The organism is Nonomuraea pusilla (assembly GCF_900109355.1).
In the GTDB taxonomy this organism is placed as follows: domain Bacteria; phylum Actinomycetota; class Actinomycetes; order Streptosporangiales; family Streptosporangiaceae; genus Nonomuraea; species Nonomuraea pusilla.
In genome coordinates, this window is the sequence record NZ_FOBF01000031.1 from 41,744 (window position 1) to 63,519 (window position 21,776).

General features: G+C 72.3%; 18 protein-coding genes. 14 read left to right on the forward strand and 4 right to left on the reverse strand.

All coding sequences use genetic code 11. The annotated features are described in order from the left end of the window. Positions 1–50 precede the first annotated feature (50 nt). On the forward strand, positions 51–3,413 hold the full coding sequence (locus tag BMX74_RS39600) for an ATP-binding protein (RefSeq protein ID WP_256257569.1): 3,363 nt from the start codon (positions 51–53) through the stop codon (positions 3,411–3,413). Here BMX74_RS39600 and BMX74_RS39605 read toward each other — a convergent pair. Next, positions 3,397–3,912, reverse strand: coding sequence for a hypothetical protein (locus tag BMX74_RS39605; protein ID WP_055509889.1), 516 nt, complete (start codon positions 3,910–3,912; stop codon positions 3,397–3,399). The genes BMX74_RS39600 and BMX74_RS39605 overlap by 17 nt on opposite strands. 142 nt (positions 3,913–4,054) lie before the next feature. Here BMX74_RS39605 and BMX74_RS39610 point away from each other — a divergent pair, with 142 nt between their 5' ends. Next, a complete protein-coding gene (locus BMX74_RS39610) occupies positions 4,055–4,588 on the forward strand; it encodes a DedA family protein (RefSeq protein ID WP_236715161.1) in 534 nt (177 codons plus the stop codon). Here BMX74_RS39610 and BMX74_RS39615 read toward each other — a convergent pair. Further along, entirely contained in the window at positions 4,585–4,809 is a 225-nt protein-coding gene (locus BMX74_RS39615; RefSeq protein WP_091105558.1) for a YegP family protein, read from the reverse strand. The genes BMX74_RS39610 and BMX74_RS39615 overlap by 4 nt on opposite strands. Positions 4,810–4,921: 112 nt before the next feature. On the opposite strand from BMX74_RS39615, the gene BMX74_RS39620 reads away from it, so the two are divergent. Together BMX74_RS39620 and cutA are read left to right on the forward strand one after the other, a co-directional pair. Continuing rightward, the gene (locus tag BMX74_RS39620) at positions 4,922–5,779 is read left to right on the forward strand and encodes a D-alanyl-D-alanine carboxypeptidase family protein (protein ID WP_256257571.1); all 858 of its coding nucleotides are present in this window, start codon (positions 4,922–4,924) and stop codon (positions 5,777–5,779) included. 122 nt (positions 5,780–5,901) lie between these two features. Further along, a complete protein-coding gene (cutA, locus tag BMX74_RS39625; protein ID WP_063792359.1) occupies positions 5,902–6,216 on the forward strand; it encodes a divalent-cation tolerance protein CutA in 315 nt (104 codons plus the stop codon). 95 nt (positions 6,217–6,311) lie between these two features. On the opposite strand, the gene BMX74_RS39630 is transcribed toward cutA, so the two are convergent. Continuing rightward, the gene (locus tag BMX74_RS39630; RefSeq protein WP_063792358.1) at positions 6,312–7,124 is read right to left on the reverse strand and encodes a TrmH family RNA methyltransferase; all 813 of its coding nucleotides are present in this window, start codon (positions 7,122–7,124) and stop codon (positions 6,312–6,314) included. Continuing rightward, a complete protein-coding gene (locus BMX74_RS39635; RefSeq protein ID WP_337959886.1) occupies positions 7,117–7,902 on the reverse strand; it encodes a DUF4184 family protein in 786 nt (261 codons plus the stop codon). The genes BMX74_RS39630 and BMX74_RS39635 overlap by 8 nt, the downstream gene beginning before the upstream one ends. A gap of 205 nt (positions 7,903–8,107) precedes the next feature. Between BMX74_RS39635 and BMX74_RS39640 the strand changes: the two genes are divergently transcribed. The 10 genes from BMX74_RS39640 to BMX74_RS39685 all read left to right on the forward strand — a co-directional run bounded on the left by BMX74_RS39640 (position 8,108) and on the right by BMX74_RS39685 (position 21,742). Further along, on the forward strand, positions 8,108–8,662 hold the full coding sequence (locus BMX74_RS39640) for a cation efflux transmembrane domain-containing protein (RefSeq protein WP_236715158.1): 555 nt from the start codon (positions 8,108–8,110) through the stop codon (positions 8,660–8,662). A 134-nt stretch (positions 8,663–8,796) separates the two neighbouring features. Beyond that, the gene (locus BMX74_RS39645) at positions 8,797–10,581 is read left to right on the forward strand and encodes a substrate-binding and VWA domain-containing protein (RefSeq protein WP_256257573.1); all 1,785 of its coding nucleotides are present in this window, start codon (positions 8,797–8,799) and stop codon (positions 10,579–10,581) included. 125 nt (positions 10,582–10,706) lie between these two features. Then, a complete protein-coding gene (locus BMX74_RS39650; RefSeq protein WP_177227690.1) occupies positions 10,707–12,362 on the forward strand; it encodes a sigma factor in 1,656 nt (551 codons plus the stop codon). Between the two features lie 568 nt (positions 12,363–12,930). Then, entirely contained in the window at positions 12,931–13,353 is a 423-nt protein-coding gene (locus BMX74_RS39655; RefSeq protein ID WP_256257574.1) for a hypothetical protein, read from the forward strand. An 8-nt stretch (positions 13,354–13,361) separates the two neighbouring features. Continuing rightward, a complete protein-coding gene (locus tag BMX74_RS39660; protein WP_256257575.1) occupies positions 13,362–14,483 on the forward strand; it encodes a GNAT family N-acetyltransferase in 1,122 nt (373 codons plus the stop codon). 136 nt (positions 14,484–14,619) lie between these two features. Further along, positions 14,620–15,456, forward strand: a complete 837-nt coding sequence (locus BMX74_RS39665; RefSeq protein WP_201784806.1) for a glycosyltransferase family 2 protein — start codon at positions 14,620–14,622, stop codon at positions 15,454–15,456. Between the two features lie 11 nt (positions 15,457–15,467). Next, the gene (locus BMX74_RS39670; protein WP_091105567.1) at positions 15,468–16,409 is read left to right on the forward strand and encodes a glycosyltransferase family 2 protein; all 942 of its coding nucleotides are present in this window, start codon (positions 15,468–15,470) and stop codon (positions 16,407–16,409) included. Next, complete coding sequence (locus tag BMX74_RS39675) at positions 16,406–17,209, forward strand: polysaccharide deacetylase family protein (RefSeq protein ID WP_055509870.1); 804 nt, start codon at positions 16,406–16,408, stop codon at positions 17,207–17,209. The genes BMX74_RS39670 and BMX74_RS39675 overlap by 4 nt, the downstream gene beginning before the upstream one ends. Beyond that, on the forward strand, positions 17,202–18,518 hold the full coding sequence (locus tag BMX74_RS39680) for a lipopolysaccharide biosynthesis protein (RefSeq protein ID WP_091105569.1): 1,317 nt from the start codon (positions 17,202–17,204) through the stop codon (positions 18,516–18,518). Before BMX74_RS39675 ends, BMX74_RS39680 begins: the two co-directional genes overlap by 8 nt. 44 nt (positions 18,519–18,562) lie before the next feature. Continuing rightward, positions 18,563–21,742 carry an ICP22 family protein gene (locus BMX74_RS39685; RefSeq protein WP_091105570.1) on the forward strand — a complete coding sequence of 1,060 codons (3,180 nt, stop codon included), beginning with the start codon at positions 18,563–18,565 and terminating at the stop codon, positions 21,740–21,742. Positions 21,743–21,776 lie beyond the last annotated feature (34 nt).

Below are 21,776 nucleotides of genomic sequence, written 5' to 3' on the forward strand. Positions count from 1 at the left end.
GATCCCAAACAGAACAAAGACCTTGTGCGTGCTTCCTAGGCACGCATAGCGTGGCGGCTGACATGGTGGCGTTCCGAGTTCTGGGGCCAGTCGAGGCGTACGAACACGACGACGAACTCGACCTCGGCGGCTTGCGGCAGCGGGCCGTCCTCGCCCGACTCCTCGTGGCCCGAGGTCAGGTCGTTCCTGTTGACACGCTTCTTTACGATCTGTGGGCCGACGACGCGGCCAAGGGGGCGCAGTCGGGCCTGCAGGTCTACATCTCGCGGCTGCGGCGCGTGCTCGAACCCGGCCGCCCGCGCGGCGGCCCCAACCGCCTGCTGGTGACCGTCGCCTCCGGCTACGCGCTGCGCGCCGCCGCCGAGCAGGTCGACGCGCTCCGCTTTGAACAGCTTGTCAAGGCCGCGGGCGAGCACATGGAGGAGGGCGACCCGCAGTCCGCGCGCGGGCGCCTGGAAAAGGCGCTCGGGCTGTGGCGCGGCACGCCCTACTCCGACTTCGCCGACCAGCCGTGGGCGGAGGCCGAGGTCAACAGGCTGACCGAGCTGCGCCTCGTGGCCCGCGAACGGCACGCCGACAGCGGGCTGCGCCTCGGCCTGCACGCCGAGACCGTGCCCGACCTGGAGGCGATGACCACCGAGCACCCGCTGCGCGAGGAGGGCTGGCGGCTGCTGGCTCTGGGGCTGTACCGGTGCGGCAGGCAGGGCGACGCGCTGGCGGCCCTGCGCAGGACCAGGACGATCCTCGCCGACGAGCTCGGCATCGACCCCGGCCCCGCGCTGCGCAAGCTGGAGTCCGACATCCTGGCGCAGTCGCCGGAGCTGGAGCTCACGCCGCCGCCCAGGCAGGCGCGCGCCGCGGCCGCCACCGACACCTGGCCGCCCAGGCCCGCCGCGGCCGTCGAGCCGCCGCCGCTGGAGCCCGAGCCGTTCGTGGGCCGCGACGCCGAGCTGAGCAGGCTCACCGCCGCCGCCTCGCGCACCGGAAGGTTCCAGGTCGCGATCGTCACCGGCGTCGCGGGAGCCGGCAAGACCACCCTGCTGCGCCGGCTCGAAGGCAAGCTGGGCGGCGACGGCTGGATCACCGCCTCCGGCGCCTGCCCCGACTCCAGCGCCACACCCCCGGGCTGGGCGTGGGTGGAGATCCTGCGCGCCCTCACCTCGATGACCGGGGCCGGCGAGTACGCCCAGCTCCTCGCGCCGCTGCTCGACGACGCCGCCCCCGACCCCGACGAGGACGAGGTGTCGGGCGGCTTCCGCCTGCACCGGGCCGTCGGCGGCTACCTCGCGGGCGTCGCCCGCCGCGCCCCCGTGCTGCTCACGCTCGAAGACCTCCACTGGGCCGACGACCAGACCCTCGCCCTGCTGCGCGCGCTGCCCAGCCTGCTCGCCACCAGCAGGGTGCTGCTCGTGGTCACCTGCAGGGAGAGCGAGCTCGACGACCGCCAGTCCGACGTGCTGGCCGCGCTGGCCAGGCTCGGCCCCGTACGCGTCGGCCTGTCCGGGCTCGACCCGAAGGCCGTCGCCGAACTGGTGCGCGCCACCTGCGTCCGCGAGATCGACGAGGACGCCGTCGAGTCGATCGTGGAACGCACCGGCGGCAACCCGTTCTTCGTCAGGGAGACCGTCCGCCTGCTCGACTCCGAGGGCGCCGCCGACCGGGCCAGCGCCGCCGAGGTGCTGTCGCAGGTGCCGTCCGGCGTGCGTGACGTGCTGCGGCGGCGCATCTCGCGGCTGCCCGCGGGCGCGCAGCAGATCCTGCTCCAGGCCGCCGTGATCGGGCGCGACGTCGACCTCGACGTCCTCGTCGCGGTCGCCGTCGACGAGGACGCCGTGATCGAGGCGGTCGAGGCCGCCCTGCTGGCCGGCCTGGTCACCGAGCCCGGCCCCGGGCTGCTGCGCTTCGACCACGACCTGGTGCGCGACACGATCTACTCCGACGCGTCCAGGCTGCGCCGCACCCGGCTGCACGCCGCCGTCGCCGCGGTCATCGAGCGGCGCAACCCGTCCGACGTCGCGGCGCTCGCCCACCACTACTTCCTGGCCGACGCGGCCGAGAAGGCGGTCCACTACGCGGGGCTCGCCGCCGAGCAGGCCGAGCGGCGCTTCGCGCACCGCGAGGCGGCCACCCTGTGGGAGCAGGCCATCGCCGCCTTCGACCGCACCGGCGGCGACACCAAGGAACGCCTGCGGCTCATGCTGAGGCAGATCAGGGCGCTCGCGCTGTGCGGCGACATGACCGCCGCGCGGCTGCTGCGCCGCCAGGCCATGGACATGGCGCTGCCGCTGGGCGACCTCGAGATCACCGCCAAGGTCGCGGCGTCGCTGGCCGTGCCGCACAAGGGCATGGCCCGCGACTTCACCCGCACCGCGTGGGAGATCGTCGACGTCACCGAGCGGGCGCTGGTGGAGCTGCCGCCGGGCGAGCAGCGGCTGCGCGCCAGCCTGCTCACCACCCTGGCGCTGGAGCTGGAGGGCTCCTCGTCGCCCGAGCGCGGGCGGCAGGCGTCGCTGGAGGCGCTGGAGCTCGCCAGGCAGAGCGGCGACCCGACCCTGATCGCGGCGGCGCTGAGCGGCCGGCTGCGCCAGTCGTACGACATCCCGGCGGTCGACAGCCGCGAGAGCATCGGGCGCGAGCTGCTGGAGGTCGCGCAGCGGTCCGGCCAGATGGCCACCCAGGCGCTGGCCCACCTGGTGCTGCTGGAGTGCGCGGCGGCCCGCGGCGACTTCCGCGCCGCCGACGAGCACGCGGCCGCCGCCGAGCAGCTGGCCAGGCAGTACGACCTGTCGGCGCCCGCCGCGGTGTGCGTCTGGTACGCCGGGCAGCGCCAGATGATCGCCGGCGACTACGAGGGGGCCGAGCGCACCTACCGCGAGGCGGCCAGGATGACCGCCCGCGCCGGCATGCTCGAAGGCCGCCAGGACCTCCCGCTGATCACCACGTTCTGCCTGCACCTGGTGGCGGGGCGGGCGGCCGAGACGGTAGACCTGCTGGCCGGGGCGCACCTGCGGGGCGCCAAGTGGACCCTCGACGCGTACGCGCTGGCCCTGGCCTCCGCCGGCCACCTGAAGGACGCCAAGGCGGTCGCCGCCACCCGCCCGCCGGTCCGGCCCGACTTCCTGTACGAGCTGGTCATGACGTGGCGGGCCCTCGCCGGCATGCTGCTCGACGACCGCGAGCGGATGGTCGACTGCTACGACAAGCTCAAGCCGTTCGCCGACCGGGTGGCGGGCGCGGGCACCGGCGTGGTCGCGCTGTGGCCGGTGGCGCTGACCCTCGGCGACCTCGCCATCCGCCTCGGCCAGCCCGACGCGGCCCGCGAGCACTACCTGAAGGCGCTGGAGGTAGCGCAGCGGGTGGGCGTACCACGCTGGGTGGAGGCGGCGCAGCGGTCAGTCAGCACGACACCGTGACGCGGGCGCTCGTGACGGTCCTGAGGCCCTCGCCCGACAGCTCGAAGCGGTACGAGCCGGGGTTGGCGGTGACGTCGGCCTCCCAGGCGGCGACGTGCCTCGCCCCGGCGAAGCCGTCGTAGCTGACCAGGTAGGTGCGCCACTCCCGGGCCGACGGGCTCCAGCGGGCGAGCCGCCAGCCGTACAGGACGCTGCCGCCCGGCTCCGGGCTGACGATCACGCCGCGGGCGCGCAGCGTGGTGCGGCAGCCGGGGCCGTCGTGGGCGGCGGCGGTCACGGCGATCGTGCCGGGCGCGGGCTCGGCGGCGGTGCGCGCCGGGGTGACGAGGGGCATCTCGCGGGCCGACAGCTCCACCGTCCGCACCGGCCGCGGCGCGGACCCGGCGGTGTGGTAGGCGGACAGGCCCGCGTAGGCGCTGGTGAAGGCGAGAGCCCCCACGAACAGCTTGGCCGCGTTCAGGGTTCCGCTGGCCAGGGCCGCCGCGCTTCTCGTCGTCATGGATCAGGCACTCCTTCTCGTTCACCCTCAGGTGTACGGGGAGGTGCTTGATCTTCGCTTGTGCCCCGCTTGCAGCCGTCGGAGGAGGATCGCAGGCAGGGTGCGGGTAATGTGGGCGTGCGCATGAGGTAAGGCTGACCTAATGTCTTTCACGGGGGTGGTGCACATGGGACGCGCGGCGATCGCCATCCCCGACCCGACGCGGCCCTTCTGGCTCGGCCTGCCGTACTGGCTGGTCGGGGGGATCCTGATCCTGGCGCTGTTCGGGGCGTTCCAGGTGTACTACTGGGTCGGCCGCAGGCTGGGCGAGAAGCTGTACGACTCGCGGGTCGGCGTGCGGCTGGGCCGTGAGCGCATCGCCTCGATCGAACGCGTCCTGGAGAAGTGGGGGGCGCTGGCCGTCTTCGGGTGCTTCTGGGTGCCCATGCTGCGGCACACCCTTCCGTGGGTGGCGGGCGCGCTGCGCGTGTCGTACCCCTGGTACCTCGTCGCCACCGCCGCGGGCTGCCTGACGTGGGCGCCGATGTGGTGGTTCGGGCTCACCGCCGCGGTGTGGAGCTTCCTGCAGCTGGCGGCGCGTTCCCCGGTCACGGCGGCCGGCGTCGCCGTGCTGGCCGCCGCCGCTCTCGCCTGGTACCTCGTACGCCGCCGCAGGAAGCGCGCCGCGACGTCCTAGCCGCCCGACGCCTCGCCCACCGGTTCCCGCGTCGCGTCCGGGGCGGTGCGGTCGTCGAGTGTCGCGTCCGGGGCGGCCCTGCGGACCGTCTCGATGCCGTTGACGCAGGCGGCCTTGCTCGGGTAGCCCTCGCCCACCGCGAGGGTCTGGCCGTTGGCCGCGACGAGCGCGAAGCTGAAACCGCCCCGCTCGTCCCGGCTGATGATGAACCTGGCTGTCATGGCCGCCGCTCTCCCCGGTATGTCAGATCTATCTTGCATTTACCCCGATGAATCGGCGACTTAAGGTCGAGTTCGGCAAACGCGGCGTTGATCTCCTGCCAACATGTCTGGCATGCGAATTGGGGGTTTCATCGGCTCCGCCGTGCTCGCCATGCTCACCGGGCTCGCCGTGCTCCTCGGCGTCTCCTCGCCCGCGGCCGCCGCGCCCGGCGCACCGGCGGTCGGAGCCAGGTCGGCTTACGTCGTCGACTCGGGGGGAACGGTCCACTACGGCAAGCGGGAGACGCGCCGCGTCCCGGTCGCGAGCCTGGTGAAGGTCATGACGGCCTACGTCGTCCTGCGGGAGGCGCGGCTCACCGACACGATCACGATCAGCGAGTCGGACGTGCGGCACGCCGCCGGCAACGACGCCACCACGGCCGGGCTGAAAAAGGGCGAACGCCTGACCGTCAGGGACCTGTTGTACGGGCTGATGCTGCCGTCCGGCGCCGACGCGGCCAACGCGCTGGCCCGCAGGTACGGGCCGGGCAAGGAGGCGTTCGTCGCCAAGATGAACCGGGCCGCCCGCGCGCTCGGGCTGGCCGACACCCGCTACACCAACGCCGACGGCCTCCCCGTGCCCGCCAAGGGCGGCTACTCGACGGCCGTCGACCAGGCCAGGCTCGCCCAGGCCGCGCTGCGGAACCCGACGTTCCAGGCCGTCGTCGGCACGGTCACGCACCGGGTCGGCAAGACGGCGGTGCACCGCGCCCACACCTGGCGCAACTCGAACAAGCTGCTGCAGCGCTCGGACGGCGTGCTGGGTGTGAAGACCGGCTACACCAGGGCCGCCGGGTACTGCCTGCTGTTCGCCGGCGAGCGGGGCGGCAGGACCGTCGTCGGCGTGCTCCTCGGCGACCAGAGCGAGCGCCGCTTCAAGACCGCCGCGCAGCTCCTCGACTACGCCGGCGAGCAGCTCGCGGCCGGCTGACCCGTCTTCCCGGCCCCGCCTCACGACGTGGGCAGGCGGGCCGAGTGCGGTTCGGGTTGGGCCCTGGCCCGGGGGCGCGGGCCCGGCTAACGTAGGGGACCTCCCCTGCGCGAAGGACGGCCATGGAGGCGTACATCGAGGTCAGCACCACGGTGGAGGGTCACGGGAACGCGGCGGCGCTCGCGCGCCGCATCGTCGGGGGCGGCCTCGCCGCCTCGATCGACATCTCTCCCGCGCCCGGCCCCCGCGACGGGCCCCGCGGCGGGCCCCGCGAGGAAGCCCGCGACGGCGAGCCGGTCTGGGAGCTGACCCTGGTCACCACCGGCTCGCAGGCCGCCGCGGTCGAACGGCACATCAGGGAGGCCGGCGGCGCGGGCCCGATCGTCAGGCGCCCCCTGCCCCACCGCCTCGGCAACCGCCTCGGCGAGCACTCCTGACCGGCCCCGGCCGGCCCTGAGCGCCCCCGACCAGCCCTGAGCGACGCCGATCAGCCCTGAGCGCCCCGAGTGGCCCTGAGCGCTCAAGTCGCGGCTCAGCCGGTGGAGCGCATCAGGCTGTGGCAGGCGATGGCGGCGGCGGCCACGACGTTGAGCGAGTCGACGCCCGCCCGCATCGCCGCCGCGCTCATCGGGATGCACACCGGTTCGTCCGCCTCGTGCAGCCAGCGGGAGGACAGCCCGTCGCCCTCAGAGCCCAGGAGCAGCGCCACCCGCTCCCCCAGCTTCGCCCGGTCGAGGGGCGTGGCGTGCTGGTCGGGCGTCAGCGCGAGCAGCCGGTACCCGGCCGCGCGCACCTGCTCGAGGCCGTCGTACCAGTGGTCCATGCGGGCGTACGGGATGGCGAAGACCGCGCCCATCGACACCTTGACCGCGCGCCGGTAGAGCGGGTCGGCGCAGCGCGGCGACAGCACGACGGCGCCGACGCCGAGCGCGGCGGCGCAGCGGAAGATCGCCCCGACGTTGGAGTGGTCGACGAGGTCCTCCAGCACGAGGATGCGCTCGGCCCGCCCCGACAGCAGGGTCGCGACGGACGGCAGCGGCAGGCGCTCCATCGACGCCAGCGCGCCCCGGTGCACCTGGAAGCCCGCGATGCCGGACATGATCTCGTCGCTCACGACGTACACGGTGGCGTCGCCGAGGACGTCGGCGAGCGGGTCGAGCCAGCGCCGCGTGGTCAGCACCGATCGGACGGGGTGGCCCGCGCCGATCGCCCGTCTGATGACCTTCTCGCCCTCGGCGAGGAACAGGCCCCGCTCGGCCTCCAGGCTCTTGCGGAGCTCGACGTCCCTCAGGCCGGTGTAGTCGGACAGGCGGGGGTCGGCGGCGTCGGTGACGTGTTCAAGCACGTTCCGATACTGCCACGAGCCGCCTGACCTGCCAGACGGCCGCGTAGCAGGTGAGGACGAGGCACAGGCCGACGACGGTGCCCGCGCCCGTCTTGGTGATCACGCTGGGCAGCCCGAGGTGCGGCACGGGCTCGTCCACCATGGGCCAGAGCACGGCCCCGGCGACCATGCCGAGCGCGCCGGCGGCGAGGACACCCCACCGCGCCTTCGCCGAGATCACGAGCCGGTGGGGCACCTCCAGCGGGGACATCCTCGACAGGCCGCGCCAGGCCCACCAGACGACGGCGGCCAGGCCGACCACGGACGAGGTGTACTGGAGGAGGCGGAAGAGCCTGATCACGCCGAAGACGGAGACGCCGAGCCACTCACCCCAGTGGGCGGGCCCGGTGGAGTGGGTGAAGGAGTCCCACAGGACGTGGCTGGCCGCGCCGGCGACGCCGCCGACGACGATGGGGAGCACCCTGAGCCGTTGCGGCCGCAGCGCCGCCGCCCTGCCCGCCAGCGACGGCGGCAGCAGCGAGATGAGCGGGTCGCGGAACACTCCGTGCAGCAGCGGCAGGAGCACCAGCACGGCGACCAGGTCGATGGTGACGACGCCCGTCCAGGAGTGCCAGTTGGTGTAGTCGGGCAGGAACGGCATGAAGATCGGCAGGTCGGGCACCATCGCGCCGAGGGCCAGCGCCCAGGGGTCGGCGAACCTGCGCACCCGTGACGAGGACACCAGCGGCAGCACAGCGGCCATATGACTGGGCGTGAACGGCACGACCCCTCCCCCCACCGATCATGGCCCATTATCCGGTGAAGGTTGGGCATTGTTTGCCGAAGCCACTAAGGTCACGATCGGTAACGGGTATGGTACACAGCGCTGTCACGGCCGGACGCCGGGGATTCGGGGGATCATGGTGCCTGACCAGTGGGTTCATGAGCATCCGGCCGCGTCAGCGGGGTGGCTGCGGGACGCTCGGGCGGCACGTACGCTCTCGGTGGCCACGCTGGTGTGGCTGGCGGCGGAGAGCACGCTCGGTCTGGCCGCCGGGGTGTCGGCGCACTCGGTGGCGCTGATCGGCTGGGCGCTGTCGGCGCTGGTGGAGGCGGCGGCGAGCCTGATCGTGGTGTGGCGGTTCACCGGGTCGCGCACGCTCTCGCCGAACGCGGAGACCACGGCGCGGCGGGCGGTCGCGGTGAGCTTCTGGCTGCTCGCGCCGTACCTGGTGGTGCACGTCGCGCACGATCTGGACGTGGGGCACCGTCCCGAGCCGACGGCGCTGGGCATCGTGGTGACGTCGCTGAGCCTGGTGGGCATGCCTCTGCTGGGTCTGGCCAAGCGGCGGCTGGGCGCGCGGCTCGCCTCGGCCGCCACGTCGGGCGAGGGCACCCAGAACCTCATGTGCGGCGCGATGGCGGCGGGCGTGCTGGCCGGGTTGTGGCTGAACACGCTGGGCTGGTGGTGGGTCGATCCGGCCATGGCGGTGGCGCTGGCCGTGGTCGCGGCCCGCGAGGGCGTGCGCGCGTGGCGCGGTCACGCATGCTGCCACTGACGATCACTCTCCGTCATATCAGCACCAAAAGGGTGGTTTTGCCACATTGACCGCACCGAGTATCGTTCCCCAGGTATTGCGGAGCTTCTCCCGCTAGGGTCTCCGGAAGGTCTCAACACACCGAAGAGGACATCGTGGGGCGACACCGCACAGACGATCTCGACGGCGGCCACCCGGCCCAAGAACCACCACCGGCTCCCCGCAAGCGCGCCGGCCGCGCCGCCGGGCGCGGCAGGGTGCTCGTGCCGCTCGCCGGGGCCGTCGCGCTGGCCGTCCTCCTCGGTGTGGCCGCCTTCGTCATCTTCAACCGCGAGCACGACTGCTCCAGCGGCAAGCTGCCGCTGCGCGTGGTGGCGTCCCCTGACATCCAGCCCGCGCTCAGCAAGATCGCGGGCAACTACAACAAGGCCCTGCACTCGATCGACAGCAAGTGCGTCGAGGTGACGGTGGCCAAGGAGAGCTCGGCGCGGACCGCGAACGGCCTGGCCGCCGGCAAGGCGGACGCCGACCTGTGGGTGGCCGACTCCAGCCTGCTGGTCTCGGCCGCGCGCTCCGGCCCCGGGGGCGCTTCGCTGCCGCAGCCGGTCGAGTCGATCGCCGTGTCGCCGGTCGTGCTGGCCGCCGCCAAGTCGGAGGCGGACAAGCTGGCCCAGGCGCTCAAGCCGAGCTGGTCCGCGATGATCGCCGCCGCGAACGTGGCGAACCCGGACGGCCCAGGCAAGAAGGTCCGGGTGCTCGCGCTCGACCCGCAGAAGAACTCGGCCGGCCTGGCCGCGCTGCTGGCCGCCGCCGGCGCCGCCAAGGAGGCCGGCAAGGACAAGGAGCTGGTCGGCGCGCTGAAGGAGCTGTCGGGGCAGCTCGCGTCCGACCCGGCCGCGCTGCTGGCCAGCCTCACCGTGAAGTCGGGCCGCAGGATCCCCGTCGGCGTCGCCTCCGAGCAGGCCGTGTACGTCCACAACAGCAAGAAGCCCGACAGCCCCGTCGTCGCGCTCTACCCCGACGAGGGCACGCTCAGCCTCGACTACCCGGTCATGGTCGTCACCAAGGACGCGGGCGTCCAGAAGGCCGCGAACGACTTCGCGCGGGAGATCGGCACGGAGTCGGCGAAGAAGGTGCTGCGCGGCTACGGCTTCCGCAGCCCCGACGGCAGGGCCGGCAGCGTGCTGTCGAAGGACAAGGGCTTCACCGTCAAGGCGCCCGCGGCGCTGACCCCGCCCGACGCCAAGAGCGTCGCGCGGATGGTGCAGACCTGGTCGCGGCTGAACCTCGGCACCCGCCTGCTCACCCTGCTCGACGTCTCGGGGACGATGGCGCTGCCGGTGCCCGGCACGAACATGACCCGCATGCAGGCGATCAACAAGATCGCGACCGAGGGCCTCGACCTGTTCCCGGCCGACTCCGAGATGGGCCTGTGGTCGTTCTCCACCCACATGGACGGCCAGGGCAAGGACTGGAAGGAGCTCGTGTCGGTCGGCCCGCTCACGGAGTCGGTCAACGGGGTGCTGCGCAAGCAGGAGCTGGTGAAGACGTTCGCCGCGCTCCAGGCGAACGCCACCGGCGACACCGGGCTGAACGACACGGTCAAGGCCGCCTACACCGAGCTGACCAGGACGTACCAGGAAGACAAGATCAACACGCTGCTGATCCTCACCGACGGCGCCGGCAACGACGACCCGAGCGGTGGCGTGGGCGACGCGGAGCTCCTGCAGTTCCTGAAGAAGACCTACAACCCGAAGCGGCCGGTGAGCATCCTGCTGATCGCGTTCGGGCCGGACGCGGCGGCGGGCAAGCAGCGGATGGACGCGCTCGCGAAGGCCACGGGCGGCGAGGCGTACATCGCCAAGAACATCCTGCAGGTCCGCGACTTCTTCCTGCAGGGCATGGAGCGCCGTCTCTGCGCGCCGAAGTGCGACGGCTGACCCTCTCGTCCCTTCTGTCACATTCCATGCCGGTTCGGCATGGGACGGTGAACCCGTCCCGCTGAGGCGGCGTCCTCTCCCGCGTGGGGCCCGAGAGCCAGTGCAGCACGCGGGGAGGGGAATCCGTGCCCGGATGGCCGACCGTCGACCGCAGCGACGACGAGGATCTGGCGGACGCGCTGCGGCGCGGCGCGAGCGGCGCGCCCGCCGCGCTGTGCGACGCGTACGCCGAGCGGCTCCACGACTACGCGTACAGGCTGATCGGCGACCAGGACTCCGCCGCCGACGCCGTGCACGACGCCCTCGTCACCGCGCACGCGCACGTCGGCCGGCTGCGGGAGCCCGGACTGCTGCGCCCCTGGCTGTACGCGCTGACCCGGTCCCAGGTGCGGGCCAGGCTCGCGCACCGGACGCCGGCCGCCGCCACCGTCCCCTTGCCCGGCCCCTTCCCCGGCCCCTTCCCCGACCCCGGGGACGAGGCCGACGGCCCCGACCCGGCCGCGCTGCTCGCCGAACTCGGCGGGAACGAGCGGGAGATCCTGGAGCTGTCGCTGCGGCACGGCCTGACCCCGGGGGAGGTCGGCCCGGTGCTGGGGCTGACCTCCCGGCAGGCGGCGGCCAGGCTCGGCCGGGCACGCGACCGGCTGGAGAACGCGGCGGCGGCCGTCGTGCTGGCCAGGACCGGCCGGGCGCACTGCCCCGCGCTGTCGGCCATGCTCGACTGCCTGGAGGGGCCGCTCCCGCCGGAGCTGCGGCGGCGGCTGTCGGCGCACATCGCCGGGTGCGAGGTGTGCACCGAGGGCCGCCACCGCCGCGTCTCCGCCGCCCGTCTGCTCGCCCGGGTGCCCGTGGCGTTTCCCCCGGCCGCGCTGCGCCGCCGCGTGGTCGAGACCTGCCTCGACCCGGGACGCGGCCCGGCCAGGACGCTCATCGTCGAGCGCGGCGACAGCTTCGACCGGGCCGGGTTCCCCACGACCGACGGACGCCGCTCGCGCCGGCGGCTCCGCAGCGCGGACGGGCGCCGCCCCCGACGGCGGCTCCCCACCGCGGACGGGCGCCGCTCCGGCCGGCGGCGTCCCCGGCGGATCGCGCCGGTGCTGCTGGCGGGGGCGTCCGTGCTGGCGGCGACCGGGGCCGTCGTGGCGGTCACCGGCGCCGGGGCGCCGGACGCGCGGACCGCGTCCGCGCCCTCCGTCTCACGCGAGGCGGCGCCGGGCGGCGAACCGGTGAGCGCCTCCCCCGAGCCGCTCATGGACGACGAGCCCGCTCCGGAGCCGAGCGCGGCCGAGACCGTCCCGTCCGCCACGCCCTCGGCGCCGCCCGCCAGGCGGCCGTCCCCTCGCGCGACCACGCCCCGCGCCAGGCCGGCCGCCTCCCCCGCCGCCACCCGCCGCGGGCCCGCGCCCGCGGCGCGGCTCGCCGTCACCTGCCCCGACGCCATCGACGGCGCCGCGAAGATCGGGCTGCGCGCCCGGAACGCGCCCGTCTCCTGGACGGCCGCCGCCTCCGGCGGCCTGACCGTGTTCCCCGCCTCCGGGACGGTCAAGGCGGGCGCCTCGGCGGCGCTCGTGGTGACGATCGACGACCCGGACGCGCCGGGCGCCGGCCGCGTCTCCCTCACCTCGAACGGCGGCGGCGCGACCTGCGCGCTCTCCTGGGACGGCGCCGGGCCCGAGGCGTCGGAGCCGCCCCCCGACCGCCAGTCCCCCACCCCCGGACCGTCGGACTCCCCGACCGCCCCCGCCACCGCCGACGCCGCCCCCGAGTCCCTGCGGGAGTGACGCGGGCATCGGCTCCCCGGACCGCGGCCGACCACCCAGGCGCGCGTCCCCCGACCTGGGGACTCGCCGGCCGCCCCGGCGACCGGCCCGGGAATGGCCCGGGAATGGCCCGGGGGGTGGCCCGCCTGACGGCCGACCGGGGAATGGCCTGCACCTGGCGCGCGGCCCGGGGATGACCGGCCCCTGGCGAGCGGCTCGGGGACAGCCCGCCCCTGGCGAGCGGACTGGGGATGGCCCGCCCCTGACGAGCCGCCCGGGAATGGGCCGCTCCTGGCGGGCGGCTTTCCTCCGAGGACGGTCCCGTCTTCAGCAGGGCTGGGTCGTCCCCCGCCGTCACGACGGCAAAAGAGTGATCTTAAACACGAATAACAGGGATTAACAGGGATAATTCTGGCCCCGACTCGAAGATGCCCCGCCAGATAGGGCATTCTGGTGTGCTTGGGGACCGCGCCGGCGTCGGTGACCACCGTTGGGTGTGAGCTATGTCACACGAAAACCTCCGCCTACGCGTAAACCGGAGCGCGTCGCCAAGCGTCGGCATTGACGTGTCCGGACGCGGATTGATCCCATGAATGCGATCAATGGCGTACTTACCCAGCAAGGAGCAGGAGAGAAACAGGAAATGCTCAAGCACCGCAGAGCACTCGCATGGCTGGTGGCACTGGCCTGCATCGCGGGAGCCGTGGTCGCCTTGTTCGACATCGAGACACCGCTGCGGCCGTTCCTGATCTCCCTGTTCCTGTTGGTCGTGCCGGGAGCCGCGGTCGTGGGACTGTTGCGCGATCGTGATCCCCTTGCCGCACTATCAGTAGGAGCCGCGGCAAGTTTGGTGCTCAACGTGCTCCTCGCCCAGGCCATGCTGCTCTTCAACGCGTGGTCGCCCCGTGCCGGCGTCGCGACGATCGCCGTGCTCGGAGGCTTCATGTACGTGCTTCGTGTGCTCTACCGGGGGAAGAACATGCAGACCGAACAGGGGGTCAACGCAAGGTGAACATCAACGTGGTTCGCCCGAGGGACCTCGGTGACTCAGAACGCGCCCGATGGCGCGAGCTCCAGAAGGCCGATCCCAGCCTGGACAACCCCTTCCTCTCGGTCGAGTTCGCCGTCGCGATGGACAGACTGCGCGACTACGTACGCGTGGCGGTCATCCAGGACGGTGGCCGCATCGTGGGCTTCTTCCCGTACGAGCGGCACAACTTCGGCATCGGCAAGCCGCTCGGCGGCTTCCTCACCACCTGCCACGGCCTGATCGCCGAGCAGGGGTTACACGTCGACGCCAAGGCCCTGCTGCGCGCCTGCAAGCTGACCGTCTTCGACTTCGACCACATGGTCGCCGGCCAGCCCACGTTCGCTCCGTACGAGGCCGACGTCCGCCCCGCCCCCGTGATGGACTTCACCGCCGGCTTCGACGCCTGGGTCGAGCAGGTCAAGGCCAACTCCCCCAAGAACCTCAAGACCGTGCGGTACAAGGAGCGCAAGCTCGGCCGCGAGCACGGCGGGCTGCGCTTCGAGTGGGCCTCGGCCGACCCCGAGGTGCTGCGCACGCTCCTCGCCTGGAAGTCGGACCAGTACCGGCGCACCGGCCGGGTCGACAGGTTCGCCCAGCCGTGGATCGTCGAGCTGATCGACCTGATGCACGCCGAGCGCTCGCCCGACTTCTCGGGCATCCTCACGATGCTCTACGCCGGGGACGTCCCGGTGGCCGGCCATTTCGGCCTCCGGACGGCCACCACCCTTGTAGGGTGGTTCCCCGCCTACGACACCGAGTACGCCCGTTACTCCCCGGGCATCGTCCATCACCTCCAGATGGCCGAGGCCGCGGCGGGCGACGGTCTGCACATGGTCGACATGGGCAAGGGCGGCAAGGAGTACAAAGACTGGCTCAAGAGCGGGGTCCTCTACGTCGCCGAGGGCCGCATCTCGCGGCCGTCCGCCGCGGCGACGGTTCACTGGATGGGCCGAGTTCCTTTCAACAAGGTCCGAACAATCGTCATGGATCGACCGTCTCTCTATAAGGCGGCCGACCGTGTCCTGAAGGGCTTCGGTCGGGTGCGCACCTCGATGCAGCAGCAACAGGAGTCGCCCAACTCAGTCGTCAAGGAACCAACGGGGGCCCGGTAGGGCCGCCGCGCACAGCACCCACCCTCACTCCAACCGACCCTTCGAGGCAGCACCCACCGGCCACGCCATTCCCCCAGCACCCGGGAATGGCGTTCTCCGGTTAGCGGACAAGGGTCACGGAAGGATTCCCCTCACCATGAGTCCCGAGATCGCCAAGCACAACGGCAACAAGTTCGCCCAGTCCCCCTTGCGGTCCATGCCGCCCCCGTCGAGCTTCACGCCGGTCACCCCGCACCTCGCCATCTCGCCCACCGTCAGCGTGGTCGTGCCGGCGATGAACGAGGCCGAGAACCTGCCGCACGTCTTCGCGACGCTGCCGCAGTGGATCGACGAGATCGTGCTCGTCGACGGCAACTCCGTCGACGACACCGTCGAGGTGGCCAAGCGCCTCCGCCCCAACGTCAAGATCGTGACGCAGACGGGCAAGGGCAAGGGCGACGCCCTCGCCGCCGGCTTCGCCGCCTGCACCAGCGACATCATCGTCATGATCGACGCCGACGGCTCCACCGACGGCCGCGAGATCATCCAGTTCGTCGGCGCGCTCGTGACCGGCGCCGACTTCGTCAAGGGCTCCAGGTACGCGGCCGGCGGCGGCAGCGACGACCTGACCTTCAACCGGCGGTTCGGCAACAAGGTCCTCACCGGCATCGTCAACGTGCTGTACGGCACGCAGTACACCGACCTGTGCTACGGCTACAACGCCTTCTGGGCGCGCCACCTCGACGTCCTCGACCTCGACTGCGACGGCTTCGAGGTGGAGACGCTGATGAACGTGCGCGCCGCCAAGGCCGGGCTGAAGGTGCACGAGGTGCCGAGCCACGAGCGCACCCGCATCCACGGCGAGAGCAACCTGCGCGCCGTGCGCGACGGTCTGCGCGTGCTCAGGACGATCCTGCGCGAGTGGCGCCGCCCGCCGAAGCAGCCGCAGCCCGAACCCGCCGCCACTCCCGCCGCCGACCGGGGCGTCGCCTAAAAGGGACCGTTGTGAAAACGTCTGTCGTCATCTGCGTCTACACCGAGGAACGCTGGGAGGACATCAGGCAGGCAGTCGAGTCGGTCGGTAACCAGACACGCCAGCCGCACGAGCTGATCCTGGTGGTCGACCACAACCCCGACCTGCTCCTGAAGCTCAAGCGCGCCTACCCGCAGGCCGTCGTCGTGGAGAACACGCACGAGAAGGGCCTGTCGGGCGGCAAGAACACCGGTGTCGACGTCGCCACCGGTGACATCGTCGCCTACCTCGACGACGACGCGGTGGCCGACCCGTGGTGGCTGGAGGCTTTGGAGGAGGGCTTCCAGGAACCCGGCGTCGTGGGCGTCGGCGGCCGTACCGAGCCGCTGTGGGCGTCCAAGCGCCGGCCGCGGTGGTTCCCGTACGAGTTCGACTGGACGGTCGGCTGCACCTACCGGGGCATGCCCGAGGTGCGCGCGCCGATCCGCAACGTGATGGGCGGCAACGCCGCCTTCCTGCGCGAGGTCGTGTCCGAGGTCGGCGGGTTCCACAGCGGCATCGGCCGCAGCGTCCAGGGGCGCAAGTCGCGTCCGCTGGGCTGCGAGGAGACCGAGTTCTGCATCAGGCTGAGCCAGCGCAAGCCCGGCTCGGTCATGCTGTTCGAGCCGCGCGCCGTCATCGGGCACAAGGTGTCCAGGCAGCGTGAGCGGTTCGCCTACTTCAGGTCCAGGTGCTACGCCGAGGGCCTGTCGAAGGCCCTGGTGACCAGGGAGGTCGGCACCCAGGACGGCCTGTCGAGCGAGCGCGCCCACGCGATGAAGACGCTGCCGCTGGGCGCGCTGCGCGGCCTCGGCGAGGCGCTGCGCGGCGACGTGGGCGGCCTCGGCAGAGCGTTCGCGATCGTCGTCGGCCTGGCCTGGACGACGTGGGGTTACGTGGTGGGTTCCGCGCGGCTGAAGGCGGTGCGCTCGTGATCCGGGTCCCGATCCTGATGTACCACTCGGTCACCGACCGTCCGAACGACGACACCAAGCCCCACGCCGTACGCCCGTCCGACCTGGCCGAGCAGCTCGCGTACCTGTCGGAGAGCGGGTTCACCCCGCTCACCCTGGGCGACCTGGTCGCGTCGCTGAACAAGAACAACGGCCGCTCGATGCCGGAGAAGCCCGTCGTGATCACGTTCGACGACGGGTACGCCGACTTCCACAGCCACGCGCTGCCGCTGCTCGACCGCTACGGCTTCCCCGCCACGGTGTTCCTGACCAGCGGCTGGGTGGCCGACGCGGGCAAGGACGCGGCGGGCCGTCCGCTCGACGCGATGCTGAGCTGGGGCCAGGCCCGCGAGGCCGCCCAGAACGGCATCGAGATCGGCGGCCACAGCCACAGCCACCCGCAGCTCGACCAGCTCCGCACCGAGGACCTCCGGCAGGAGCTGCGCAGGAACAAGGGCCTGCTGGAGGAGAAGATCGGCACGCCGGTGGCCACCATGGCCTACCCGTTCGGCTACTCCAGCGCCCGCGTCAGGCACGAGGTGCGCAAGGCCGGATACTTCGCCGCCTGCGCCGTGAACAACACCATCGCCGCCGACCGGCACGACATGCTCGCCATCCCCCGGTTGACGGTCGGCAGGAGCACGACCGTCAACATGTTCAAGCGCGCCGTGGAAGGCAACGCCGTACCTCTGATCTACCTGCGCGAACGCCTCCTCACCAAGGGGTACGCGGTCGTCAGGCGCACCAGGTACGGGCTGCAACGGGTGCGCGGAAATGTCTAGCCTCTGGGGCAGGCTGCTGCGCGACCTGCGTAACCCGCTGTTCCTGCAGGGTTACGCGTTGATGGCCAACACCGTGATCACGGGCACGCTGGGGCTGGGTTACTGGCTGCTGGCCTCGAAGTTCTACTCGCCGGAGGAGTTCGGCCGCGGCCAGGCGGTCATCACGGCGATGCGGCTGTTCGCGTCGCTGACCGCGCTCGGCTTCGTGGGCGCGCTGGCCCGCTTCCTGCCGGTGGCCGGGCGGCGCACGCCCGGCCTGATCCTGCGCGGGTACGGGCTCGCCGCCGCCACCGGCGGCACGGCCGCGCTCGGCTTCCTGCTGACGCTGCCGATGTGGGGCAGGACGTACTCGGTGCTCGAAGGGTTCGGGCCCGGCCTGTTCTTCCTGGCGTCGGTGCTGGTGTGGTCCACCTTCACGCTGCAGGACGTGGTGCTGACCGGGCTGCGCAGGGCGACCTGGGTGCCGCTCAACAACCTCGTCTTCGGCGTCGTCAAGATGGGGCTGCTGGTCGCGCTGGCGGGCGCGCTCCCCGACGGCGGCATCTTCGTCTCGTGGATGGTGCCGACCGCGCTGGCGCTGCTCCCCGTCAACATGCTGATCTTCGGCGTGGTGGTGCCCCGCCACATGAAGAGCGTCGAGGGCGCGGTGGAGCCGCCCAGCCTGCGGCAGATCGGGCGCTTCCTCGCCGGCGACTTCCCCGGGACGCTGTCGATCCTGGCGATCGTCTACCTGGTGCCCGTCGTGATCGCCACACAGGTGGGCGAGGCCACGTTCGGGCGCTTCTCCATGGCCCACACGCTGGCGAGCATGATCGAGCTGCTGGCCATGAACATGGCGGTGTCGCTCACCGTCGAGGGGTCGTTCGACCGTTCCCAGCTCGCGCTGCGGTGCCGGCAGGCGCTGCGGCGAGGGCTCATGATCGTGACGCCGATCGTCGTGGTGACCATCGTGGGCGCGCCGCTCATCCTGCGGATCTTCGGCAGCGACTTCGCCGAGGAGGGCACGCTGCTGCTGCGGCTGATGTCGCTGGCCGTGCTGCCGAGGGTGCTCATCGAGGTGTACCTGAGCTCGCTGCGGGCGCAGAGCCACGCGCGCCGGCTGGCCACCGTCCAGATCGGGCTGGCCGCGCTGGTGCTGGTGTCCACGGTCGCGCTCTTCCCCTTCGCGGGCGTGAACGCGGTGGGGTACGGGCTGCTCTTCAGTGAGCTGCTCGTGGCACTTTTGGTCTTCGGAAATCTCCGCAAAATCCTCAAATATGGCGAAACAGGGCAGCCCGCTGTCACCCAGGGGTCGCCCGGGGCCGCATGATGGTCAACGTGAGGCAACGGGACGGCGATGGTATGACAACAGGGATGACCGGCTCCTCCGACGTGCACCCGGACACGGAGAACACCGCGGACACCGCGGACACGGCGGACACGGCGGACACCGCCGAGGAGCACGAGGCGCCCTTCGATCCGGAGGCCACCGGGGTCATCCCGAGGCTGACGTTCGACACCCCGCCGCCGGACCCGGAGCGGTCAGACGCGGAGTCCTCGGACCCGGAGCAGTCGGACACGAAGCCGTCGGGCCCGGAGCGGTCAGGCGCTGAGGCGGGGCGGCCCGCGACGGGCGCGCCGCACGCCGGTGACGGCGACCGTGACGCCGAGGGTGACACCGGCAGTGACACCGGCGGTGACACCGACCGTGACGCCGAGGGTGACGCCGGCGAGCCCGGCTTCGACCCCGACACCACGACGGCCATCCGCCTCCCGGCGCCCGGCACCCTCCACATCGGCCACCCGCCGACCGCCGACGAGAACCCGGACGACGCCGCCACGAAGGACGCCGCCAAGGCTTCCTCCAAGGCCCCCTCCAAGGGCGCCACCAAACCGGGCAAGGCCACCCAGGCCACCGGCTCAGCGGGCACGGCCGGCAAGAACGGCACCGCGGCAGGCGCCCCCTCGGAGGCGGAGGTCGCGACCGACGTCCGCGGCACGGACACCAGTCGCACCACCGGCAGCCAGGCCACGGGAAGCCCCACGGGGCGTCCCGCCACGGGCAGCGCGGCGACGCGTGGGGCGGCCGCAGACGGCGCGGCGGCGGGCACGGTGGAGATGGCCGTGGAGGCCTCCGGCGGCCAGAAGGGCCCGAAGGCCCCGGCGACGCCGCCCGCCTCCTCGGCCACCCCGAACGGCGCTCAGGCCCCGGCCGCTTCCCCGAAGACCGAGCAGGCCCCGCCCGGCGCGCAGGCCCCGGCGGCGGCCGCTTCTCCCGAGACCGAGCAGGCCCCGGCCACCGCCCAGGCCTCTGGCGCGGCGGCTTCCCCGAAGACCGGGCGGGCTCCGGCCGCCGCCCAGCAGGCTCAGGGCACTGCTGCCCGGCAGGTGCAGGGGGCCGCCGCGGGGCGGATGGGGCGTTTCGCCGCCCTGGTGGCGAGTGCCCCCAAGTGGCTCCCGGTCGTCCTGGTGCTCGAGGGCCTGATCATGTACGTCCTCGCGCTCAAGGTGTCCCCCGGGCCCCTGCGCGGCGTGGACCCGAACGACATCAACGGCCTCGGCCTCATCTCGGCGCTCCCCGCCACGGCGTTCGCGGCGATCCTCATCATGATCGTCTCGTTCTTCGTCACGGTGGCGCAGAGCACCGACCGCAAGTTCCTGCTGCTGTTCCAGATCGCCGCCATCCTGTTCGCGCTGCACGGCGCGGGCGCGCTGGTGGCGCAGGAGCCGCGCTTCCCGACCGCGTACATCCACGCGGGGTTCGTGGAGTTCATCGGCAGGACCGGCGAGACGGCCATCAGCATCGACGCCCGCATGGGCTGGCCGGGCTTCTTCGCCCTGTTCGCGTTCGTGACGAAGGCGGCGGGCATCACCGACATGACGCCGATCCTCAACTGGACGCCGCTCCTGTCGAACCTGCTCTACCTGCTCCCGTTCGTCCTGATCCTGCGGCAGGTGGTGGCGACCACCCGGGCGCGCTGGTACGCGGCGCTGCTGTTCGTGCTGGCGCAGTGGATCGGGCAGGACTACTTCTCGCCGCAGGGCTTCACGTTCGCGCTGTACCTGGTGTTCGTGGCGATCCTGCTGCGCTGGTTCGGACGGGTGGAGGCGCGGACGAAGCCGGTGCCGCCGAAGGGGCTGCGCAGGCTGCTCGGCCGCCTCGACGCGATGACGCCGGGCGAGCTGGCCAACACCGGCACGTTCAGGGCCGACAAGCTGCTCATGCTGCTGATGCTGCTCGCGCTGTTCTTCGCGGCGGTGGCGTCGCACCAGATCACGCCGTTCATGATGCTGGGCGTGCTGACGGCGCTTCTGCTGTTCAAGCGGTCGTCGCTGACGTGGGGGCTGCCGTTCTTCCTCGGCCTGGTGGTGCTGGCCTGGATCAGCTACCTGACGGTGGGCTTCTGGGCCGGCCAGATCGACGCGATCTTCGGCGGCCTGGGCAAGATCCTCACGAACCTCCAGCGCAACACCGGCGACCGCATCGCCGGCAGCGACCCGGCGCACGCCCTCGTGCTGAAGGCGCGGCTGGGCATCCTCGCGATGATCCTCTCGCTGGCGGCGGTGGGCCTGTTCCGCCGGTTGCGGCGCGGGGTGTTCGACCGCGCGGCCCTGATCCTGCTGTGCGTGCCGGTGCTGGCGCTCGGCCTGCAGAGCTACGGCGGCGAGATCGGCCTGCGCATCTACATGTTCGCGCTGCCGGGCGCGTGCCTGCTGGCGGCGTACGCGTTCTTCCCGAACCTGCCGGCCGACAGCGCGGACGTGCGCGAGGAGACGGTGCCGATCCGCAGGCGGAACGTCCGGTTCAATCCGCAGGTGACCAGGAAGGTCACGGTCGTGCTGGCGGCCTGCGCGGCCGTCGTGTTCGCGATGGCGTTCCTGGTGGCGCGGTACGGCAACGAGAAGTTCGAGCGGGTGACGTCGGGCGAGGTCGCGGCGCTGCGCTACGTGTACGCGCACGACAGGCCGAGCGCCAAGGTGCTCTACCTGGTGCCCAAGGAGGGGCCGGAGGTCACGCCGACGCTGCCCTGGGGCGAGAGGGACGTCGAGCGGGTGAACTTCGCCGTGCAGGCGCTCGTCCACAAGGACCCGACGGTGATCAAGGACGCGGTCGCCAAGCTGAAGGAGCAGTCGCGGAACTCGTACCTGATGGTGAGCCGCGGGCAGGTCAGCTACCTGCAGCTCAACGAGGGCTTCCCCGAGGACTGGGGGCCGAGGTTCCGCGCGGCGCTGGACGCGTCACCTGATCTGAAGCGGGTCTTCGCCAACGAGGACGCGGCGCTCTACACCTGGAAGAAGTTCGTGAAGGGGACGGAGATCCCCGATCCGAACCCCTACAAGGGCCGCGGCGACCCCACGTCCCCGTGGACGCCGGTCGGCATCGCCGCCCTGGGTGTGACCTGGGTCGCGCTGTTCTGGTACGAGGTGCTGTCGCTGAACGGCCGCGGCCGGGCGAGCAGGGCCCGCAGACGGCTGCTGTTCCTGGCGGTGCCCGCTTTCGTGATCGCCGTGGCGGTGATCGCGGAGCGTTTCATCGTGATCGCGCAAAAATAACCGAATTCACAGGAAACTCACAGGTTACGCGGGA